The organism is Thalassospira sp. NFXS8 (genome assembly GCF_040148805.1).
In the GTDB taxonomy this organism is placed as follows: domain Bacteria; phylum Pseudomonadota; class Alphaproteobacteria; order Rhodospirillales; family Thalassospiraceae; genus Thalassospira.
The window spans coordinates 207,804-227,541 of sequence record NZ_JAGEMF010000002.1 but is presented as its reverse complement, the minus strand read 5'-3'; the positions used below and the strand labels follow the sequence as shown (position 1 = coordinate 227,541).

Below are 19,738 nucleotides of genomic sequence, written 5' to 3'. Positions count from 1 at the left end.
ATCAAACCTGTGCATCTGCACACTTCACCTTTGACGAAGAATCGTCTTTTAACGTTTTTTCATCCGGTTCATCGGCGGTGGCCGGCCTGGCCCCGCCTTTGAAATCAAGCAGCATCACCGCCAGCACCACCAACCCGGCTCCGACAAAAATAATCGGCATTGGCAACATGTCGAAAAAGATCAGATCCATCGCCATTGAAAATGGCAAAGCGGTATAGGCGGCGGGGGAAATAACGCTGGCATCGGCAACACGAACAGCCCGCAAAACCATGTAATTGGTCGACATGGCAAAAAAGCCCGCCCCGCCCGACAGTGCCCAGTCGGCGATGCTGGCCGGTTGCCACATAATAATGGCCACCGGCAACCAGATCACCACAGCAATCAGTTGCGGCCAGAACAACATTGAAAAGTTGGTCTCGGTTCGGACCATAACCTTGGCAAAAAGGGTTTGGGCCGAAAAGCAGAACGCCCCGAACAATGCCGCAGCAATGCCCAGCGGCACGCCAAAACCGTCCATTTTGGGTACACACATCACCCAGACGCCGACAAGCCCCAATACCGTCGCGCCAATTTTACGCGCCGTCAGTTTTTCACCAAAAAACACCACCGCCAGCATCACTGTCAGCAGGGCCTCGATAAACAGATAGGCGTTAACCTCGCTGATGCTCATTTGGCGCAAGGCAAAAAAGACACAAAAAAGCGAGCCATACCACAACACGCCCCTGGCAATATGCGCCATTGGGCGGCGGGTGCGGATTTGCCGGGTGCCCACAAAACAGACCACCACAACAAACACCACCACGGTTAAAATGGCACGCATCGCCAAAATCTGGGCGGTTGGAATTTCGGCTGAAACCAGCTTGGCGCACACATCGACAAAAACGCCCGACGCCATTGCAGCTGTCATCCATAAAACGCCGCGCAAATTTCCGCTCAGGCGCGTCAGCGTCCGGGTCATAGCCAAATTCCTGTGTTCAGATGAAAAGGATAAAGAGGGAGTTTCCAAAGCCGGGATCAGTCAAAACTGCGGGTGGCGCAAGGAGACATAGGGTATGGAAACCCTCTCTGGACGACATATTGCCCGGAACTATTCAAAAAAACGAATGAAGAGTTTTCACCGACCGATGAGAAAATTTTGTGCCAAACAAAATGCCGGTCCTGTTAAACAGAACCAGCCCACAATGCCTGTTAGCGGAAAACCATCCATCATGCGTCGCAAATTACCGCCCTTACGCGCCCTTGTCGCCTTTGAAGCCACCGCCCGTCATCAAAGTGTGAAGGATGCCGCCGAAGAGCTGAATGTTACCCAAAGTGCGATCAGCCACCAGTTGCGCCAGCTTGAAGAAAGCGTTGGTGTTGTATTGTTTGTGCGTAAGGGACGCGGATTATCGCTGACCAAATCGGCGCGTCAGCTATTACCGCGCCTGACCGCTGCCTTGGATGATATTTCTGGCATCACCAGTGAAATCGGCCCCGACAAGGGGCGTGCCATTCGCATTGGTGCGCTGGCAACCCCGGCCCTTAGCATCCTGATCGAAGAGCTGGAAAGCCTGAGAAACGCCATGCCCGGCGACATCCCGGTGCAATTTCGCAAAATCGAATTTGATGACGATCTTGATCCGTTAGAAATTGATATTGCCCTGCAAATTGCCCCGAAAGACCTGCCCGGCCCGGAGGGCTGGACAATGGAACTTCTAACCCCGGAAATTTACCATGCGCTGGTATCCCCGCAATGGCTGAAACAACGGGGCCTGAACGAAAACACTGTCGATGTTTCACGCCTTGAACCCCGCGACATTTTACTGATCGACAGCGACAGCGAACAGTTTTCGCAAATCAACTCGTGGTTTGAAGAAACACATTTCGCCCTGTCTGACTGCTGGACATTCAGCCACCATATATGGGCGCTGGAAGCCGCACGCGAAGGACATGGCATTGTCGCAAGTACCGATGTGGTGGCGCGCAAATATGTTGATCGCGGCGAACTGGTTGCCCTTAATTTCCCCGACTTCATGTCAAGCTGGTGGTACCGCTTGCTGATCCGCCCGTCGCGCGAACGCGACCCTGCCGTAATGGCCGCCGCGAACTGGATTCGCGACCAGATCGGCCCGCAATCGCGTGAAAACACATCACTGTAACCTTCACTTTGTTGCGAAATACCTTTCAGGCCTGTACAACCTTCTGGCACAATATTGTTGAGGGGCAATATTGGTATTAATCAGAATTCATCCGGGGGGAAGATGTCCAAGGTAAATCTGGTATCGGTTATCGTGACCACCTATAACTGGTCATCGGCACTTGCCATGGTTTTGCAATCACTGATTGATCAAAAAGACCGACATTTTGAAATCGTCATCGCCGATGATGGTTCTGATCGCGAAACCCGCGATCTTATTGAAAAATTTGCCCGCCGTTCCCCCGTTCCTGTTCATCATTTCTGGCAAAAAGATTCCGGTTTTCGTGTTGCCCGTGCCCGAAACGGCGCGCTTTCAATGTGTCATGGCGATCTGGTGCTGTTTATCGATGGCGATTGCTGTGTCATGCCCGATTTTATTGCCCGCCATCGTCAGGCGGCAACACCGGGTTGTTTTGTGACGGGAAAACGCGTTTTCCTTAAACGTCGCTTTACCGACTTGCTGTTGCGCACCCAGCTGGCCTTTCATAAATGGCCGCGGGCTGCCCTGTTCGGGCTGGGCCTGACCGGCCAGTGTAACCGCCCGTTCCAGTTTGTACCGATGTTGCAAACAGACAAAGGCCTGTGGAAACACGAAAATTGCTGGAAAAAGGCCCAAACCTGCAACCTTGCTGTTTTCCGCAGTGATATCGACCGGGTAGCAGGTTTTGATGAATCCTATGAAGGCCATGGAATGGAAGATTCGGACTTTGTCCTGCGATTGTTAAGGTCCGGTTTGCGGCGCAAAAACCTGGAATACAGCTCGCCAGTCTTGCACCTGTTTCATGGTCGGAAAATTGCCCAGCGCCATGCCGGTTCTGACAATAACGGGGTTCATTTCAAGAATCTTGAACAGGATGCAACCCGGTTCCTACCGGGAAAAAGCATGTTTTTATCCCCCGAAGCCGCAGAATAACCCCCTACACGACCAAGGACGCACAAGCGCGTTCTTGGAACATGGCGCATTTCGCGATAAAAGGGCCGCATCATTTTTGCACGCCTGCCAAGGGCGCGTAGATGAATCCCATATCAAAGCCCGGCAACGGGCGATCTGAAGCAAACGCGAAAGGGTGTTTCCCCGATGGACCTCAGCAAGATTGCGGTTGGTAAAGACGTTCCCTGGGACGTCAATGTTGTTATTGAAATCCCGCAGGGCGGGCCGATCAAATACGAAGTCGACAAGGATTCCGGCGCCTTGTTCGTTGACCGTTTCCTGCATACCTCGATGTATTATCCGGTCAATTACGGCTTCATCCCCAACACCCTGGGTGAAGATGGCGACCCGGTTGATGCCATGGTCATGTTCCGCCAGCCTGTTGTTGCCGGTTCTGTCATTCGTGCACGCCCGATTGGCGTGCTGATGATGGAAGATGAAGCAGGCATGGACGAAAAACTGATCTGCGTGCCGCACGAAAAAGTTGATCCTTACTATAAGGACATCAAATCGCACGAAGATCTGCCCGAAATCCTGCGCGACCAGATCCAGCATTTCTTTGAACGCTACAAGGATCTGGAAAAAGGCAAATGGGTTAAGGTCACCGGCTGGAAAGGTGCAGACACCGCCGCCGAACTGATCAATGTTGCGATTGAACGTTTCGCAAAATAATGATGCCAGCCCGTTCTGACCAACATAACGGGCATGGATAATTTCAACGCCTCGCAGAAATGCGGGGCGTTGTTGTTTTTGGCACCGTCGAAATGGCGCAATATAGTATATATCATCTGAAAATATCGCAGCGATGCCAGCGACCATGCCGGGGCAAAATTCAATATCGCCCTAACCGCTCATGGTCATTTAAATGCGTTAACGTGTGTATCATTCCCCTGTCACAGGTACGACTTGATGGATAGTTTTGCCCCCAACCCGGCCCGACATAGCGACATCACCGTGAATAAAAACGGAGAGCTTGCCTTTGGCGGGCAGACATACCGGGCAGCAATTGGCAAAACCGGAGTGCAGCACAACAAAAACGAGGGTGACGGTGCCAGCCCGATTGGAATTTGGCATTTACGATATGTGATGTACCGGGCCGACCGGGTTGCGCCACCGCGAACAAACCTGCCTGTTTATACCATAACCAAAGACGATAGCTGGTGTGACGATGTACATAACGTGGCCTATAACCGCCCTGTACACCTGCCATTTGCAGGCAGTCATGAAAAACTTTGGCGCGACGATGGTATCTATGACCTGATCGTGACCCTGAACCACAATGACGACCCCGCAATACCGTGCTATGGATCAGCAATCTTCATGCATATTGCCCGCCCGGCATACGACGGAACCGAAGGATGCATTGCGCTGGCAAAAAATGATCTGGAAACAATTTTGGCGAATTGCGACGTCTACAGCCGCCTTTGCATTGGCATGACTTGAACATACCCTTGCAGGCAAACCTGCAACACCCTAGGTTCAAGGCCGTACATTTATCAGACCGGGACAGAACATGATCGAAGACGATTATCTATACACCAAGGGCGGCATTAAAGGATTTGGCGCAAAACTGCGCAAATTTTTTGGCAGCGGACGTTTCTGGCTGCGTGCATTTGCCGTCATTGTGGTTCTGTGCCTGATCTATTATCCGGTCGGGATGCTGATTGTTCAGAAAATCGACGATAACCCCGATTTTAGCGGCGATTACCAGGGCGGCAGCCACGCCGTTGCCACCGCCATCGGCCTGATTGACCGCGAAGTTAACCAGCATCAATGGACGGCAAATGACCCGTTCTTCATGCCCGGTGCCGCGCTCGACAATATGCCGAATTTCCAGAGCGGGATTATTTACGCCCTGTCGCGATTCGCAATCGAACTTTCAGACCAGATCGGTCGGGCGCGCGGCTCCAGCCAGGTCGATAGTGATCTCGATAACGCTGCCGGTGTTTTAAAATTCCGCGGGGACAAATGGGTATTTGATCCCAGCATTTCGCTTTTGCCCGGTGTGTCATCCGAACAGCAATACCGCCAGGCGATTTCAGCGTTGCGGCGCTATAACGAACGACTGGCAAGTGGGAACGCTGCCTTTGAACGCCGCGCAGACAATTTGCAGGAAACACTGGGACGGATCGCCAACGATCTGGGGTCCGCATCGGCCCTGATTGATAACAAGGTGATCAATCCATCCATTTTTGACACCACCGCTGATGACGTTTTTTACGCCACCAAGGGTCGGCTTTACGCCTATAGCCTGATTTTACGGGATTTGGGCACCGATTTTGAGAACATCCTTAACGAACGCCAGGTTAGCCAGGTGTGGGCAGAAATGGTGGCATCCTTGCAGGCCGCCTCCAGACTGGACCCGGTTGTCGTGATCAATGGCTCGGCCGATGGCATTATCCTGCCCAACCATCTTGCCGGACTGGGTTTTTACCTGTTGCGCGCACGCACCCAGATGAATGAAATCATCAGTATCCTGCAACGCTAGGCCCGATATGGTATTTTTCCGAATACCTGAGTTGCATGGTCGGACTTGATCTTTTATCAAAATTGGCCCATTTAGAGACCAAAGAGAAAGACATGAGGGCTGCCGCATGTGCCATGACTGCGGCGCCACAGCAAAAGGACTTGGTGAAAATGTTCATACAAACCGAACCCACCCCGAATCCGGCCACCCTTAAATTTCTTCCGGGCGAAGAAGTTATGGGACGCCAGGGTACCGCAAATTTCACCAGCAACGATGAACATGTGAAATCGCCGCTGGCGCGCAAACTGTTTGAAGTTGACGGTATTACCGGTGTGTTTCTGGGCGGTGATTTTATCACCATCACCAAAGAAGACAGCCGCGAATGGCAAACCCTGAAACCGCAAATTCTGGGCGGGATCATGGAGCACTATACTTCGGGCCAACCGGTTCTCGATCAGGGCAGCGATGCAACCAAAGCCACCAGCTCGGCGGCCGAAGGCGATGATGAACTGGTAACCCAAATCAAGGAACTGCTCGATACCCGTGTGCGTCCGGCCGTGGCCCAGGATGGTGGCGATATCGTTTTTCACAAATTTGAAGACGGCGTTGTCTATCTGGAAATGCATGGGGCCTGCTCTGGCTGCCCCAGCAGCACCGCGACCCTGAAAATGGGGATCGAAAACATGCTGCGTTATTATGTTCCGGAAGTTCAGGCTGTTGAGCCGGTGATGGCCGAATACTGATCGTATTCACCGTCTGACCAAGATATTTTCATATTCGCGCCGAATTTATGGGCTACTGGTGTTCGCACCAAAAAGACTGACCGATAAAATATCGGCGCGAATATTGCGACCCGCTTGCGACCCTGCCGGCCACCTATCGGTTCCCTGCATGTGATATGCAGCACAGGAACCAATCTGCGCGTCATGCAAGATGCGTCTTACTATAGATGGTAGCCCAACAGGCACGGGGTACAAAACACAGTGTTTTGGCCCCATAAAAACAGGATGAAAACATCCATCATTAACCGATTCGTAACTATTTTTGCCCTGCGTGCGAACTTTTTCGCTCGCGATGCGTTGCTGTTCTGATCCGCAACGCAAGCATTGGTGGGGGTTTTTGCTGTGTGTATTTTTTCGGATTGCGCCAATACCGCGGTCCGGTCATAGATATTCATGCGCAGAAAACGAACAGGTTCAATGATCCTGGAGAGAGATGAATGAGTAGCGCAAATCAGAGTACATTTACCAAAGTCGCACTGGCGTCATTAGTTGGCGCTGTGGGATTACAGTATGTGCTGATGTTTGGCGGCTTCGATATCGCCCCGAAACCGGCCGGTATGGTCATTGATGCGTCAATTGTGGTGCCGGTCAAACCGGAAAAACCCAAGGTTAAAAAACTTTATCAGCGAGACCCGGAAGTGGTCGCGCTCGACCAGTATTTTAAAAGCATCGACTATAAACTGGCCAGTGCCGTTGAAATTCCGCGTGTCTATATCAAACGTGTCCCCAAGGGCCTGCGCGATCTAAGCTCGGTTGCGGAGCGCAAACAGATCTTTTTGCGCATTATCCTGCCGCTTGCATTGCGGGTAAACGAGGAAATTGCCGCCCGTCGTGATCGTTTGTTATCGATCCAAAGCAATGAATATGCCGGTGTTCCTGCCACCCCGACCCAGCAAAAATGGGTCGAAAAAATGATGAAACGCTATCGCGTAGACGGCGGTGGCATTGCCGCCCTGCTGGAACGCATCGACATCATTCCGCCTTCGCTTATTTTGGCGCAATCGGCTGAAGAAAGTGGATGGGGCACATCCCGCTTTGTGCGCAAGGGCAACGCCCTGTTTGGTCAGTGGGCCTATAACGAGGAAGAAGGCATTGTTCCCGAAGACCGCGAACTGGGTAAAACCCATGTCATCAAGGCGTTTGATACCCTGATGGATTCAGTCCGCGCCTATGCCGTGAATATCAATTCCCACCCGGCCTATGAAGCGCTACGCGAGCAACGCGCCAATCTTCGGGCCGAAGGAAGCGATATTACCGGTTGGGAACTTGCCAAAACCCTGATCAAATATTCCGAACGGGGCGAAGATTATGTTCAGTCCCTGCATGCGATCATGAAGGCCAACGACCTTGATACGCTTGATGCAATGAAATTTGCCGTCGACGATGTGCCGCCGCCCCCCAATTTGCTGGCATCCCTGCAAGGCTAAGCAGCACAAAACAAAATGCAGAAACGACAAAAGGGTGCCAAATACGGCACCCTTTTTTTATAATTCGATAGACGCCCTCTGAATGGGCGATAGGCATGGGCACAGTAAGTATCACCGGCCAATAATCGAAGGCCCTATCCGGTTTTGCTCAACCAGATTACCTTATGGGCGATAGATCCAGCCTTTTTCGGACTTCACCAAACGGATTTCATTGCTAACCCCGCGACGATCCCCCACGGTAAAGCCGCCTTCTTTCAGGGCCAGCATTTTCATTTTCAAAACATCCACGGCGTCACGCGCAGCTGCCCCCGCCGCATCAAGATTTTCGGCCTGTTTGCTTTGTTCCACCACGTCATCGGCGAAATCGGAAATGCTGCGATCAAAAACCATGTCATAGCTGACCATGACAGTTACAGCACCTTCACCATCGCTAACGCTGTTGGTTTTATGGACATTTTCAACATGAGCCACCCGGGCATAAGGGTCATTGCGAAAACGTTCAATCACTGCCGTGGTAATTTCATCGGGGCTAGGTTCGGCCTTTACGGCATCATTACACCCCGCCAGTACCGGAAAAATCAGTAAAAATGCAAAAATACGGGCAAAACGCTGCATCAGGTGAAATCCTTCCTTATTTTGTCCGCGATTTATAACAGCCGTCTATGAAACAGATATGGCGGAAATCGGATTTTGCCAATTTCCGCCATATCAAAACATATCTTTTTCCCCATGCACAACCCACAGCCATGATTGGGGAGTTTACGGCATTCCGCCCTAGCCGTGTTCGGCTTCGTGTGCAGCAAGAGCTGCCAGATTAACCAGATCGTTCACAGTCGCCCCCATTTGGGTGATCTGGGCCGGTTTGGCCAAACCAATCATGACAGGGCCAATAACGGTGCCCCCGCCAAGTTTACCCAGCAATTTGGAAGCTGTGGTCGCAGCATGAAGGGCTGGCATTACCAGAACATTGGCCGGACCGGACAAACGACAGAACGGATAAAGTTTTAAAAGTTCGGTATCAAGTGCGACATCGACGCTCATATCGCCGTCAAATTCAAAATCTACATCCGAATTTTCAAGGATCGACACTGCTTCGCGAATCCGGTCGGTATCCTTGGTCCAGGGATTGCCAAATGTAGAGTGAGAAATCATCGCCACACGTGGTTCATGCCCCAGCTGTCGCGCCTTTTTGGCCGCCTGAATGGCAATTTCGGCCAGTTGTTCAGCATCGGGTTCGTCATGAACACGGGTATCGGCAATAAACACCGTCCGACCCTTGGCAATCGCAATCGACAGACCCATCGGGATTTCGCCATCCTTGGCATCAATCACTGTGCTGATATCGGTGAAGCTGCGGTTAAAGTTCCGCGTTAACCCGGTAATCATGCCATCGGCCTGGCCCATGGCGACCATGGCAGCGGCAAACACGTTGCGCTTCTGGTTGACCATGCGCTGGCAATCACGCCACAAATAACCTTTGCGCTGCAACCGTTGATACAGAAATTCAGCATATTTGCGGTTATCCGTGGTCAGGGCAGCGTTGGTAATTTCAACCCCGTCCAGGCTTTCGATCCCCAGCGATTTTGCCGTTTCGATAATACGGTCTTCACGCCCGACCAGAATGGGCGTGCCATAACCGGAATTACGAAACGCCGCAGCGGCACGAATAACAGTTTCTTCCTCGCCTTCGGCAAAGGCGATACGCTTGGGATGCGCACGCACATAATCGGAAATCAGTTGCAAATGGGCCGCCGTCGGGTCCAGACGGCTACGCAGCTGATTTTCATATTCAGCCATATCAAAAATCGGCTTGCGGGCAACACCACTATCCATTGCCGCCTGGGCAACCGCCTTGGGCACAGCAATGATCAGGCGCGGGTCAAACGGGGCGGGAATGATATATTCCGGTCCATATTGCAAACGACGGCCCGAATAGGCGGCAGCCACTTCGTCAGGTACGTCTTCGCGCGCCAGTGCTGCCACCGCATTGGCGGCCGCAATTTTCATTTCCTCGTTAATCGTTGATGCCTGAACATCAAGTGCCCCACGGAAGATATACGGGAAACCCAGCACATTGTTGATCTGGTTGGGGTAGTCCGAGCGGCCGGTTGCACAAATCGCATCGCTGCGAATTTCGGCAACATCTTCGGGTGAAATTTCCGGATCGGGGTTTGCCATGGCGAAAATGATCGGCTGTTTGGCCATGCTTTTGACCATGGCCGGGGTAATCGCCCCCTTAACCGACAGGCCAAATACGGCATCGGCCCCCTTCATTGCATCTTCAAGCGAACGGGCATCGGTATCGGCGGCATGGGCCGATTTCCACTGGTTCATGCCATCTTCGCGGCCTTTATAAATGACACCGCGTGAATCACACATTATGACATTATCGGGCGTCACACCCATGCTTTTGACCAGTTCGGCCACTGCAATGGCTGCAGCCCCGGCACCATTCACCACCAGCTTGATGTCTTCAAGCTTGCGACCAGTCAGATCGCAGGCATTGATCAGGCCCGATGCGGCAATAATCGCGGTTCCGTGCTGGTCATCATGGAATACGGGAATATCCATAATCTCGCGCAGGCGGCTTTCGATGATGAAACATTCAGGTGCCTTGATATCTTCAAGGTTGATACCGCCAAATGTTGCCCCTAAAAAGCGCACGCAATTAACGAATTCATCGACATCTTCGGTCGATACTTCCAGATCCATCCCGTCAACATCGGCAAAACGTTTAAACAGAACCGCCTTGCCTTCCATCACCGGTTTGGACGCCAGTGCGCCCAGATTGCCAAGCCCGAGAACGGCAGTACCGTTGGAAATGACAGCAACCAGATTACCCTTGGATGTGTAGTCATAGGCAGTGGCAGGGTTTTTGGCAATTTCCAGACAGGGCACGGCAACGCCGGGCGAATATGCCAAAGACAGGTCTCGCTGGGTGGTCAGCGGCTTGGAGGCGGTAATTTCGATTTTTCCGGGGCGGCCACTGGAATGAAACAGCAGCGCTTCACGGTCACGAACCTTGATTTCTTTTTCTTCCATTATGTCTTCACTGACGCTTGCATGGTGGGTGAGAAAGCTGTGAACCCGCAAACAGGGTGTGGGACTGCCTGAGGGGGTCACCTAATAAATCAGGGTTCCGCACGCCGGTCAAAGGACCAGTTGATGAAAATCACGATTTTTCCTGCATTTTCCGTATGTTGCATCGCAGCAATATGGATACGGCAACATCAGCGAAATGTCATTTCCCGGAAAAGATGCAGGGTGTGGAATGCGTTCTCAGGTTGAAAGGACAATCCTGGCGGGTAAATACGACCCCTTGCATTACTTTTTACGCAAATTCCGTGGCACCGAATGGTCTGCCCGTTATCAGGAAATTGAAAAGGTTTTGGGCTTCGATTTACCCGGGAGTGCCCGGGAGTGCCCGGCAATATTCAGCATGGTGGTCCAATGAACGCCAAGGCTCACATACTCATGCAAGATCGTGGCTCGATGCCGGTTTCAAAACGAGCCACGTAAATATTACGGCAGAATCTGTGTTATTCTCAAAATAGTTAGGCGACCGTTCAAGATCGCCTAACTTCATAAATCTCAAAATAGCGTTCGTATTCACTTAATCGTTAGTGTGAATATGAACATTATGCGCGTTATTCAGGGCAAAAATCTCGCGGGCCTGGGTTTCCTTGCTGGCATCTTCCGGGTCCAGACGGACCCAAAGTGCTGCGGAACCTTCCTTGATCGCCTCGGCGAATTCTTCGGTATGGGGGGTGGATGTGACCTTGTCGATGAAATCAGTCAATGCCATTGTGCCCACCCCGGCGCCAATCGCCAATGCAAGGGCCGCTGTAGCCGCCCCCCCAAACAGGGCAATGGCACCCGAGGCCACCAATGGCACCTCGTATTTGACTTCGCCAAACATTGCGGTCAGCACATCTGACCACGACTGACCATCCTTGCCGGCAACATCGATGGATTCATGTGTGCTAAGGGCGGAAAGGTCGGTATGGGCGAACCCGGCATCCGTCAGCGCACGCACCGCTGCATCAAAGGATTCTTTGGTATCAAACAGGCCGACCAGTTCCGGCACCTGGGCTGTGCTGTGTTGTTCAGACATTGTTGTTTTCTCCTGGGTCACTGGTCCGATAGAAATTCATACAAGTATTTTATCATATATTGCAAAACTTTAGGGCAAAATAACGGCCCCTCTCGCCAAGTGCGGCGGGGTTTGATATCAAGGCTTCCATGAACACAATGCCCGGATCACCTGACAAAACCATGACCGCACCCGATTTTAACCGCGATGGCGCAACCCCGATGATGGTTCAGTTCCTTGAACTGAAAGAACAGTATCAGGATTGCCTGCTGTTTTATCGTATGGGCGATTTTTACGAGCTGTTTTTTGACGATGCCGTCAAAGCCGCCGAAGCCCTTGATATTGCACTGACAAAACGTGGCAAACATCAGGGAAACGATATTCCCATGGCCGGTGTTCCGGTTCACAGCCATGAAACCTATTTGCAGCGTTTGATCCGCAAGGGATTTCGTGTCGCTGTATGCGAACAAATGGAAGACCCGGCGGAAGCCAAAAAACGCGGCGCAAAGTCGGTGGTCAAACGCGATGTGGTGCGCCTGATCACACCGGGCACCCTGACCGAAGACAGCCTGCTTGATGCGCGACGTCATAACTACCTTGCCGCCATTGCCGATGTACGCGGGAAAATGGGGGTAGCATGGCTGGATATTTCGACCGGCGATTTTTATGTGCAACCCTGCACCATGGCTGCTCTGGGTGCTGCCCTTGCCCGGCTTGATCCCGGTGAAGTTCTGATTTCCGACCGGTTATTGAACCGCCCGGAAATGTTCGATCTTTATAACGACTACAAAAACATCATCACCCCGCAGCCTGCGGCCCGGTTTGACCCGGCCAATGCCGAATTGCGCCTGAAAAAGCTGTATGACGTGGCCGCCCTTGATGCCTTTGGCGGGTTTGAAACCGCCGAACTTTCAGCAGCGGGCGCACTGATTGATTACGTTGAACTGACCCAAAAGGGCCAAATGCCGCGCTTGTCCCCGCCCACGCGGATGGCACAAGGGGCGGCAATGGAAATTGATGCCGCAACCCGGCGCAGCCTGGAACTGACACAAACCCAAACCGGCGAGCGCAAGGGATCACTGCTATCGGTGATTGACCGTACCCGTACTGGCGCCGGAGCACGCTTGCTGGCCGCCCGCCTGTCGGCCCCGTTAACCGAGGCCGACAGTATTAATCACCGCCTTGATCTGGTTAGCTATTTTCATGACCACGACGATTTGCGCAGCGATTTGCGGGCGTCCCTCGCTGAATGCCCCGATATTGAACGTGCACTTTCACGCCTGTCGATTGGTCGGGGTGGCCCGCGCGATTTGGCATCATTGCGCGATGGGTTGGCGTGTGCCTTTGCCATCCGTAATTTGCTCGATCGCCCGGCAGATAACAGCCTTGATACCCTGCCCGCATCACTAAATGATCATTTAACCGAGCTGGGCCATCACGGTGATCTGGTTGATTTATTGCGCCGGGCCTTATCCGAAAGCCTGCCGCTTATGGCGCGTGATGGCGGTTTTATCGCCACGGGTTATCACCCGCCACTTGATGAATTGCGCATGCTTTCAAGCGAAAGCAAAAAACTGATCGCCAATTTACAGGCCCAATATACCGAACAAACCGCGATTGGCAGCCTTAAGGTCAAACATAACAACGTTCTGGGTTATTTTATCGAGGTGCCTGCCAAACAGGCCGATAAAATGATGGAAATTGACGAATTCATTCACCGTCAAACCATGGCCAATGCAGTGCGTTTTACCACCGTGGCCCTGTCCGAACTTGAAGGCCGGGTTTCCAAGGCCGGTGATCAGGCAATGGCGCTGGAACTCGACCTGTTTGCCGACCTGGTAACATCTGTTCTGGCCCATGCCGACCCGATTGCCCGTTGTGCCCAGGCATTGGCCGGGCTGGATGTTTCATCCTCTCTTGGCGAACTGGCCCGTGATCAGGGCTGCGTGCGCCCGGTGATTGATAACAGCCTGTCATTTGATATTCGTGGCGGCCGCCACCCTGTGGTGGAAGCGGCCCTTCGTACGGCTGGCGAATCACCGTTTGTTGCCAATGATTGCCGGTTGGAAGATGAACAAAAATTGTGGCTGATCACGGGTCCGAACATGGCTGGTAAATCCACCTTCCTGCGGCAAAATGCCCTGATCGCCGTGATGGCGCAAATCGGGGCTTTTGTGCCCGCACAATCGGCGCATATTGGTGCCATCGACCGGTTGTTTTCACGGGTTGGTGCCGCCGATGATCTGGCACGGGGCCGATCAACCTTTATGGTCGAAATGGTGGAAACTGCCGCCATCATTAATCAGGCGACCGACCGTTCACTGGTTATTCTGGATGAAATTGGCCGGGGAACATCCACCTTTGACGGTCTTTCCATTGCGTGGGCAGTGGTGGAAAACCTGCACGAAATTAATAAATGCCGCGGGCTTTTTGCCACCCATTATCACGAATTAACCGCCCTTGCCGCCAAGCTGGACCATTTATCGTGTCATACCATGCTGATCAAGGAATGGCAGGGGGAAGTGGTATTTTTACACGAGGTCGGGCCTGGCAGCGCGGATCGGTCCTATGGTATTCATGTTGCCCAGCTGGCAGGTTTGCCCAAGGCCGTGATCAAACGGGCCGAACAGGTGCTTAAAACCCTGGAAAAAGGACAACAGGGCGGTGGTGTGGCCAAACTGGCCGATGATTTACCCCTGTTTGCTGCCGCCATGGCGCAAGTGGAAAAAGAAGAAAAATCATCGGTCCCTGCCCTGTCAGACCAGCAAAAAGCCCTGCTTGATGCCGTGAGCAATATGGACCCCGACGATATGTCGCCACGCGATGCGTTAGATGCGCTTTACCGATTGCGTGACTTGCAAAAGCAGGCTGCCTTTTGATCCGGGGGACCTGCGCTGTTTTGCCTGATCCCGGATTGGACACTGGAAAAAGCGGTTTCCTGCCAAATATATAAATGAACAAAGGGCCAAAGTTTTTGCTGGTAATGCCAAGCATCGCACGCAAAAATCGCCGTTATATTGCCCAATCACAGATGAACGCTATATTCCCCCAAAGGGATATAAACGCCACTGTGACCCGAAAATCTGTCTGAAAATACCCGAAACGTGCCCGTTCCCTGCAAGCCCGGACCAAGGACACCGCATTCCATTATGCTAAAAGTTAAAAACCAGCGTGATATTATCGACCGTCGCACCGTTTATACCAAACTTGGCAATATTGGTCGGGATGGCGACTTAAAACCGCTAAAGCAACGGGCAGCCATACTGGGCTGTTTGAAAGAAACGCTGCAACAGGGCCGCGACGAAATTCGCACCCGTTTTGAAGACAGCAATTCCGGGCACAATGCCGTTTTTTCATACAGCTTTCTAATCGATCAGATCGTACGTCTGATCCACGATTACGCCATTGAGTTTGTATACCCCCTGCATAACCCGACCAAGGAACAACGCATGTCGGTGGTGGCCGTGGGCGGCTATGGCCGGGGCGATATGGCGCCGCATTCCGACGTCGATATCCTGTTTTTATTTCCCTATAAACAAACCGCGCACGGCGAACAGGTTGTTGAATACATCCTTTATATGTTGTGGGACCTGGGGCTAAAGGTTGGTCATGCCACCCGGTCGGTCGAGGATTGCCTGCGCATGGCCAAACAGGACATCACCATTCGCACCAACCTGCTGGAAAGCCGGTATGTCTGGGGGGATGAAACCATTTATGACCAGTTCCGTACCCGTTTCATGGAAGAACTGGTCAAAGGCAGCGGCCTTGAATTTATTGAAGCCAAACTGAACGAACGCGATGATCGCCACATTCGCATGGGCGATTCGCGTTATGTGGTCGAACCCAACGTCAAGGATGGCAAAGGCGGCCTGCGCGACCTCCATACATTGTTCTGGATTGGCAAATACCTGTATCGCGTCAACACACCGATGGAACTGGTGGATCAGCGGGTTCTGACCAAAAAAGAAGCCCAGGGCTTTTTGAAAGCACAGAATTTTCTATGGTCTGTCCGCTGCTGGCTTCATTATCTGTCTGACCGCCCCGAAGACCGCCTGACATTCGACATGCAACGCGAAATTGCCACCCGTCTTGGCTATACCGACCATGCCGGTGCCAGTGGCGTTGAACGCTTCATGAAGCACTATTACCTGATGGTCAAACATGTGGGCAATCTGACCCGCATTTTCTGTGCGGCCCTTGAAGAACGCCATCAACGCCGCCCGCTGATCCGGTTTCCGGCGCGCTTTTTTGGCAATAAGGAAATTGACGGCTTTCAATTACGCAATGACCGGCTGGCCGTGGAAAGCCGGGACGTGTTTCGCGAAGACCCGATCCAGATGTTGCGATTATTTCTGGTCGCTCATCAAAACGGGGTTGGCATTCATCCCGAAAGCCTGCGCTGGGTGACGCAAAATTTGCAACTGATTGACCAGAATTTGCAAAAAGACCCGGCGGCAAATGCCGTGTTCCTGCAAATTCTGACACATAAGGTCACACCCGATATTCCGTTGCGCAAAATGAACGAAGCTGGCGTTTTAGGCCGCTTTGTCCCGGATTTTGGCCGAGTCGTGGCGCAAATGCAGTACGACATGTACCATACCTACACTGTCGACGAGCATACCATCCGCGCCATCGGGATTTTGAACCAGATCGAATGTGGTGACCTTGCCGAAGAAGCCCCGGTGGCAACATCCGTCATCCACAAGGTGATTTCCCGGCAGGTTCTGTACGTGGCCGTGCTGTTGCACGACATTGCCAAAGGCCGTGGCGGTGACCATTCGGAACTGGGTGCCGAAGTGGCCGAAAAGCTGTGCCCGCGTTTGGGCCTAAGCCCGGCCGATACCGAAACCGTGGCCTGGCTGGTCAAGGCGCATTTATGGATGAGTGCAACCGCGTTTAAACGCGATTTAAACGACCCGACCACCATTCGCGCCTTTGGCGACCTGGTGCAGTCACAAGAACGTTTGCGCTTATTGCTATGCCTGACTGTGGCCGATATTCGCGCTGTTGGCCCCAATATCTGGAATGGCTGGAAAGCAACACTATTGCGCGAGCTTTATTATGCCACCGACGATTTATTGTCAGGCGGGTTAAATGCCGACAGCCGCGATTCCCGTGTGGCCCGTGCCCAGCAAAAAGTACGCGAAGCCCTAACCGGTTGGGATGCACAGGATATCGAGGATTTCATTGATCGCGGTTATCCATCCTACTGGCTGAGTTTCGATACCGAAACCCAGTTACGCCATGCCGAACTAACCCGGGATGCCAAAAAATCCGGTGCGGATATTACAATTAACACCCGCATCGAAACCGATATGGATGCTACCGAAATTACCGTTCACACCACCGACCATCCCGGCCTGTTTTCGCAAATTGCCGGGGCAATGGCAGTATGCGCCGCCAGCATTGTCGATGCGAAAATCCTGACGCTCAGCGACGGTATGGCCCTTGATACATTCTGGATTCAGGATGCCAATGGCGAGGCCTTTAACGACAAGGGCCGCATTGCCAAACTGCGTAAAACGCTTGAACAGGTTATTTCCGGGCAATTACGCCCCAGTGGCGAAATTAAAAAACGCCAGGTGGTGGATAACAAGGCGCGCACCGCCGTCTTTAAGGTGGAACCAAACGTTATTATCGATAACAAGGCAAGCCGCACCCATACCGTAATCGAGGTAACAGCACGTGACCGCCAGGGGCTCCTTTATGACATCACCCGGGTCTTGCGCGATCTGTCACTGCAAATTGCCTCGGCCCGCATTTCCACCTTTGGTGAACGCGCCGTTGACGTTTTTTATGTGAAGGATGTTTTCGGTTTAAAAATCGACAGCCGGACCAAGTTTGTCCAGATCAAGGAAAGCCTGACCGATATTTTAAGAAACGATGACCGGTAAAATTCGGGAAAAATCGAAAAGGACGACATGACGAGAGCAAGGGTATCACCACCGCCCGGGATCTACATTTTGCAGATCAGGCTTGCTCGGAGCTGACAGGTCGGGGGTCCCTGTTTTTTGCTCTCGTCAGTCAAATTTCCAAGTGCTCGTGTCCCAACAAAACTTGGTATCATTAAAATATACCGGCCCTTGTCGAGTTGCATGTGACAGCCATCACAAGCCATAAATATTTTGTGAGGATGCGGCACCGCCTGGCGCCAAAATTACCAATTCTTTCACCTTCCAGTGGCAATCTCGCGGCTGAAAAATTGCATCTGCTGCCTCTATAACCCTCGGAACCCTTCGGATTTAGAACATTATGTCGCTTGTTCGTTCAATTGCCACCGTCAGTGGCTTTACCCTGCTGTCGCGCTTGCTGGGGTTCGGCCGCGATATTCTGATCGCTGCAATGCTGGGTGCCGGAGGCATGGCCGATGCCTTTTTCGTCGCGTTCAAATTTCCCAACCTGTTTCGCCGCCTGTTTGGCGAAGGCGCTTTTTCGGTTGCCTTCATTCCCCTGCTGGCAGGTGACATTGAAAAACGCGGCATTGAAGAAGCCCGCGATTTTGCCGCTAATGCCCTGTCAATCCTGGTGGTCATCACCGGGTTTCTGGTCGCAATTATCGAAATTGTCATGCCATGGGCAATGCTGGTTTTTGCCCCCGGTTTTTCCGAAAACCCGGAAAAATTCCACCTGGCAATTGAACTTTCACGTATCACTTTTCCCTATCTGGCATTTATTTCTGCCGTTGCCCTGATGTCGGGCATTTTAAATACCCTGCACCGTTATGCCGCCGCCGCCGCCGCACCGGTTGTTTTGAACATTTTTATGATCGGTGCATTACTGGGGCTAAGCCCGATAACCGAAACACCGTCCCATGCCCTGGCATGGGGGGTTATGATGGCCGGGATTGGCCAATTTATTTGGCTGGTCATTGCCTGCAAACGGGCAGGTTTTGCCATCCGCCTGCAAATGCCCCGGCTTGATGACAAGGTAAAACTGCTGGGAAAACGCATGATACCCGGCATGATCGGCGTCGGGGTGTACCAGCTGAATTTGCTGGTCGATACCATGCTGGCATCGATGGTATCTGACGGGGCTGTGTCCTGGCTTTATTATGCGGACCGGGTACATCAACTGCCACTTGGTGTAATTGGCATTGCCATTGGCACCGCGATGCTACCCACGCTGTCGCGCCAGTTGCAGGGCAAGGATCCCTCGGTTGCAATGTATAGCCAGAACAGGGGCATTGAAATTGCCCTGTTACTGACATTGCCAGCCGCTGTGGCCCTGGCCGTTATGGGCATTCCGATTATCAATGTTTTATTTCAACGCGGTGCCTTTACCGCCACCGAAACCGACGCAACCGGCATGGCACTTACCATTTTTGCCTGCGGGTTACCGGCATCAGTATTGGTCAAGGTTCTGGCGCCGGGCTTTTTTGCCCGCGAAGATACCAAAACCCCCATCCGTATCGGTATTATCTGCATGTTGCTTAATATCGGCATGATCGTGGTTTTCATGCCGTTCTTTGGTCATCTCGGCATTGCAGCGGCAACGGCCATTTCATCCTGGGTCAACGCCACATCGCTGGGAATGACCCTGCATAAACGGGGGCATCTGGTTCTTGATCCGCGCCTCAAAAGCCGCATTCCACGTATTTTCCTGTCATCTATGCTGATGGGTTTAACATTATGGGCAGCCATTTTTGCCCTGTGGAATGCCGATAGCAACGCAATCATGCGAATAACGACAATGGCCGGAATCGTAATTGCCGGAATGGTCGTTTATGCCGTTATCGCCCAGTTAAGTGGTGCCACCAGTTTTCGCGAACTTAAAACAACCCTGCGGCGTGGCAGCCCGGCCTGAATACCGCACAACACCATGGTAAACGGCATTTTTCCCCAATTTGCGACAAGCTGCTTGAC

Annotated in this window: 15 protein-coding genes; 11 read left to right on the top strand and 4 right to left on the bottom strand. The window is 52.5% G+C overall.

What is annotated here, in order from left to right:
- Nucleotide 1 precedes the first annotated feature (1 nt).
- Nucleotides 2-958 carry a DMT family transporter gene (locus tag J4E05_RS10360; RefSeq protein ID WP_085587285.1) on the bottom strand — a complete coding sequence of 319 codons (957 nt, stop codon included), beginning with the start codon at nucleotides 956-958 and terminating at the stop codon, nucleotides 2-4.
- Nucleotides 959-1,208: 250 nt separating this feature from the next.
- Between J4E05_RS10360 and J4E05_RS10355 the strand changes: the two genes are divergently transcribed.
- The 7 genes from J4E05_RS10355 to J4E05_RS10325 all read left to right on the top strand — a co-directional run bounded on the left by J4E05_RS10355 (nucleotide 1,209) and on the right by J4E05_RS10325 (nucleotide 7,783).
- Nucleotides 1,209-2,138 carry a LysR family transcriptional regulator gene (locus J4E05_RS10355; RefSeq protein WP_085587697.1) on the top strand — a complete coding sequence of 310 codons (930 nt, stop codon included), beginning with the start codon at nucleotides 1,209-1,211 and terminating at the stop codon, nucleotides 2,136-2,138.
- 102 nt (nucleotides 2,139-2,240) lie between these two features.
- Nucleotides 2,241-3,089, top strand: a complete 849-nt coding sequence (locus J4E05_RS10350; protein ID WP_349595126.1) for a glycosyltransferase — start codon at nucleotides 2,241-2,243, stop codon at nucleotides 3,087-3,089.
- Nucleotides 3,090-3,254: 165 nt separating this feature from the next.
- Complete coding sequence (gene ppa, locus J4E05_RS10345) at nucleotides 3,255-3,779, top strand: inorganic diphosphatase (RefSeq protein ID WP_085587287.1); 525 nt, start codon at nucleotides 3,255-3,257, stop codon at nucleotides 3,777-3,779.
- Between the two features lie 237 nt (nucleotides 3,780-4,016).
- Entirely contained in the window at nucleotides 4,017-4,550 is a 534-nt protein-coding gene (locus J4E05_RS10340) for a L,D-transpeptidase family protein (RefSeq protein WP_349595124.1), read from the top strand.
- 70 nt (nucleotides 4,551-4,620) lie between these two features.
- Nucleotides 4,621-5,595, top strand: a complete 975-nt coding sequence (locus J4E05_RS10335) for a DUF2333 family protein (RefSeq protein ID WP_085587289.1) — start codon at nucleotides 4,621-4,623, stop codon at nucleotides 5,593-5,595.
- Between the two features lie 149 nt (nucleotides 5,596-5,744).
- The gene (locus J4E05_RS10330) at nucleotides 5,745-6,317 is read left to right on the top strand and encodes a NifU family protein (protein ID WP_085587290.1); all 573 of its coding nucleotides are present in this window, start codon (nucleotides 5,745-5,747) and stop codon (nucleotides 6,315-6,317) included.
- Nucleotides 6,318-6,793: 476 nt separating this feature from the next.
- Complete coding sequence (locus J4E05_RS10325; RefSeq protein WP_085587292.1) at nucleotides 6,794-7,783, top strand: glucosaminidase domain-containing protein; 990 nt, start codon at nucleotides 6,794-6,796, stop codon at nucleotides 7,781-7,783.
- A 162-nt stretch (nucleotides 7,784-7,945) separates the two neighbouring features.
- On the opposite strand, the gene J4E05_RS10320 is transcribed toward J4E05_RS10325, so the two are convergent.
- On the bottom strand, nucleotides 7,946-8,398 hold the full coding sequence (locus J4E05_RS10320; protein WP_085587293.1) for a hypothetical protein: 453 nt from the start codon (nucleotides 8,396-8,398) through the stop codon (nucleotides 7,946-7,948).
- 159 nt (nucleotides 8,399-8,557) lie between these two features.
- Nucleotides 8,558-10,825 (bottom strand): NADP-dependent malic enzyme, encoded by a 2,268-nt coding sequence (locus J4E05_RS10315; protein ID WP_085587294.1) that lies wholly within the window; start codon nucleotides 10,823-10,825, stop codon nucleotides 8,558-8,560.
- Nucleotides 10,826-10,980: 155 nt separating this feature from the next.
- On the opposite strand from J4E05_RS10315, the gene J4E05_RS24070 reads away from it, so the two are divergent.
- Nucleotides 10,981-11,337: a DUF7662 domain-containing protein gene (locus J4E05_RS24070; RefSeq protein ID WP_503012334.1), complete on the top strand. Its 357-nt coding sequence runs from the start codon at nucleotides 10,981-10,983 to the stop codon at nucleotides 11,335-11,337.
- Between the two features lie 59 nt (nucleotides 11,338-11,396).
- Here the strand turns inward: J4E05_RS24070 and J4E05_RS10310 are convergent, their stop codons facing one another.
- Entirely contained in the window at nucleotides 11,397-11,897 is a 501-nt protein-coding gene (locus J4E05_RS10310) for a hypothetical protein (RefSeq protein WP_349595117.1), read from the bottom strand.
- Nucleotides 11,898-12,058: 161 nt separating this feature from the next.
- Between J4E05_RS10310 and mutS the strand changes: the two genes are divergently transcribed.
- The 3 genes from mutS (at nucleotide 12,059) to murJ (ending at nucleotide 19,679) form a co-directional block, all read left to right on the top strand.
- Nucleotides 12,059-14,755: a DNA mismatch repair protein MutS gene (gene mutS / locus J4E05_RS10305; protein WP_349595115.1), complete on the top strand. Its 2,697-nt coding sequence runs from the start codon at nucleotides 12,059-12,061 to the stop codon at nucleotides 14,753-14,755.
- Between the two features lie 270 nt (nucleotides 14,756-15,025).
- On the top strand, nucleotides 15,026-17,770 hold the full coding sequence (locus J4E05_RS10300; protein WP_085587298.1) for a [protein-PII] uridylyltransferase: 2,745 nt from the start codon (nucleotides 15,026-15,028) through the stop codon (nucleotides 17,768-17,770).
- Between the two features lie 358 nt (nucleotides 17,771-18,128).
- On the top strand, nucleotides 18,129-19,679 hold the full coding sequence (murJ, locus tag J4E05_RS10295) for a murein biosynthesis integral membrane protein MurJ (RefSeq protein ID WP_349595111.1): 1,551 nt from the start codon (nucleotides 18,129-18,131) through the stop codon (nucleotides 19,677-19,679).
- The last annotated feature ends 59 nt before the right edge of the window (nucleotides 19,680-19,738 follow it).

Excerpts from the sequence above, each read along its gene's own strand:
- J4E05_RS10330 (WP_085587290.1), top strand. The coding sequence starts at position 5,745 with ATGTTCATACAAACCGAACCCACCCCGAATCCGGCCACCCTTAAATTT.
- J4E05_RS10335 (WP_085587289.1), top strand. The coding sequence starts at position 4,621 with ATGATCGAAGACGATTATCTATACACCAAGGGCGGCATTAAAGGATTT.
- murJ (WP_349595111.1), top strand. The coding sequence starts at position 18,129 with ATGTCGCTTGTTCGTTCAATTGCCACCGTCAGTGGCTTTACCCTGCTG.
- J4E05_RS10320 (WP_085587293.1), bottom strand. The coding sequence starts at position 8,398 with ATGCAGCGTTTTGCCCGTATTTTTGCATTTTTACTGATTTTTCCGGTA.
- J4E05_RS24070 (WP_503012334.1), top strand. The coding sequence starts at position 10,981 with ATGTTGCATCGCAGCAATATGGATACGGCAACATCAGCGAAATGTCAT.
- ppa (WP_085587287.1), top strand. The coding sequence starts at position 3,255 with ATGGACCTCAGCAAGATTGCGGTTGGTAAAGACGTTCCCTGGGACGTC.
- J4E05_RS10310 (WP_349595117.1), bottom strand. The coding sequence starts at position 11,897 with ATGTCTGAACAACACAGCACAGCCCAGGTGCCGGAACTGGTCGGCCTG.
- mutS (WP_349595115.1), top strand. The coding sequence starts at position 12,059 with ATGACCGCACCCGATTTTAACCGCGATGGCGCAACCCCGATGATGGTT.
- J4E05_RS10325 (WP_085587292.1), top strand. The coding sequence starts at position 6,794 with ATGAGTAGCGCAAATCAGAGTACATTTACCAAAGTCGCACTGGCGTCA.
- J4E05_RS10355 (WP_085587697.1), top strand. The coding sequence starts at position 1,209 with ATGCGTCGCAAATTACCGCCCTTACGCGCCCTTGTCGCCTTTGAAGCC.
- J4E05_RS10350 (WP_349595126.1), top strand. The coding sequence starts at position 2,241 with ATGTCCAAGGTAAATCTGGTATCGGTTATCGTGACCACCTATAACTGG.
- J4E05_RS10315 (WP_085587294.1), bottom strand. The coding sequence starts at position 10,825 with ATGGAAGAAAAAGAAATCAAGGTTCGTGACCGTGAAGCGCTGCTGTTT.
- J4E05_RS10300 (WP_085587298.1), top strand. The coding sequence starts at position 15,026 with ATGCTAAAAGTTAAAAACCAGCGTGATATTATCGACCGTCGCACCGTT.
- J4E05_RS10340 (WP_349595124.1), top strand. The coding sequence starts at position 4,017 with ATGGATAGTTTTGCCCCCAACCCGGCCCGACATAGCGACATCACCGTG.
- J4E05_RS10360 (WP_085587285.1), bottom strand. The coding sequence starts at position 958 with ATGACCCGGACGCTGACGCGCCTGAGCGGAAATTTGCGCGGCGTTTTA.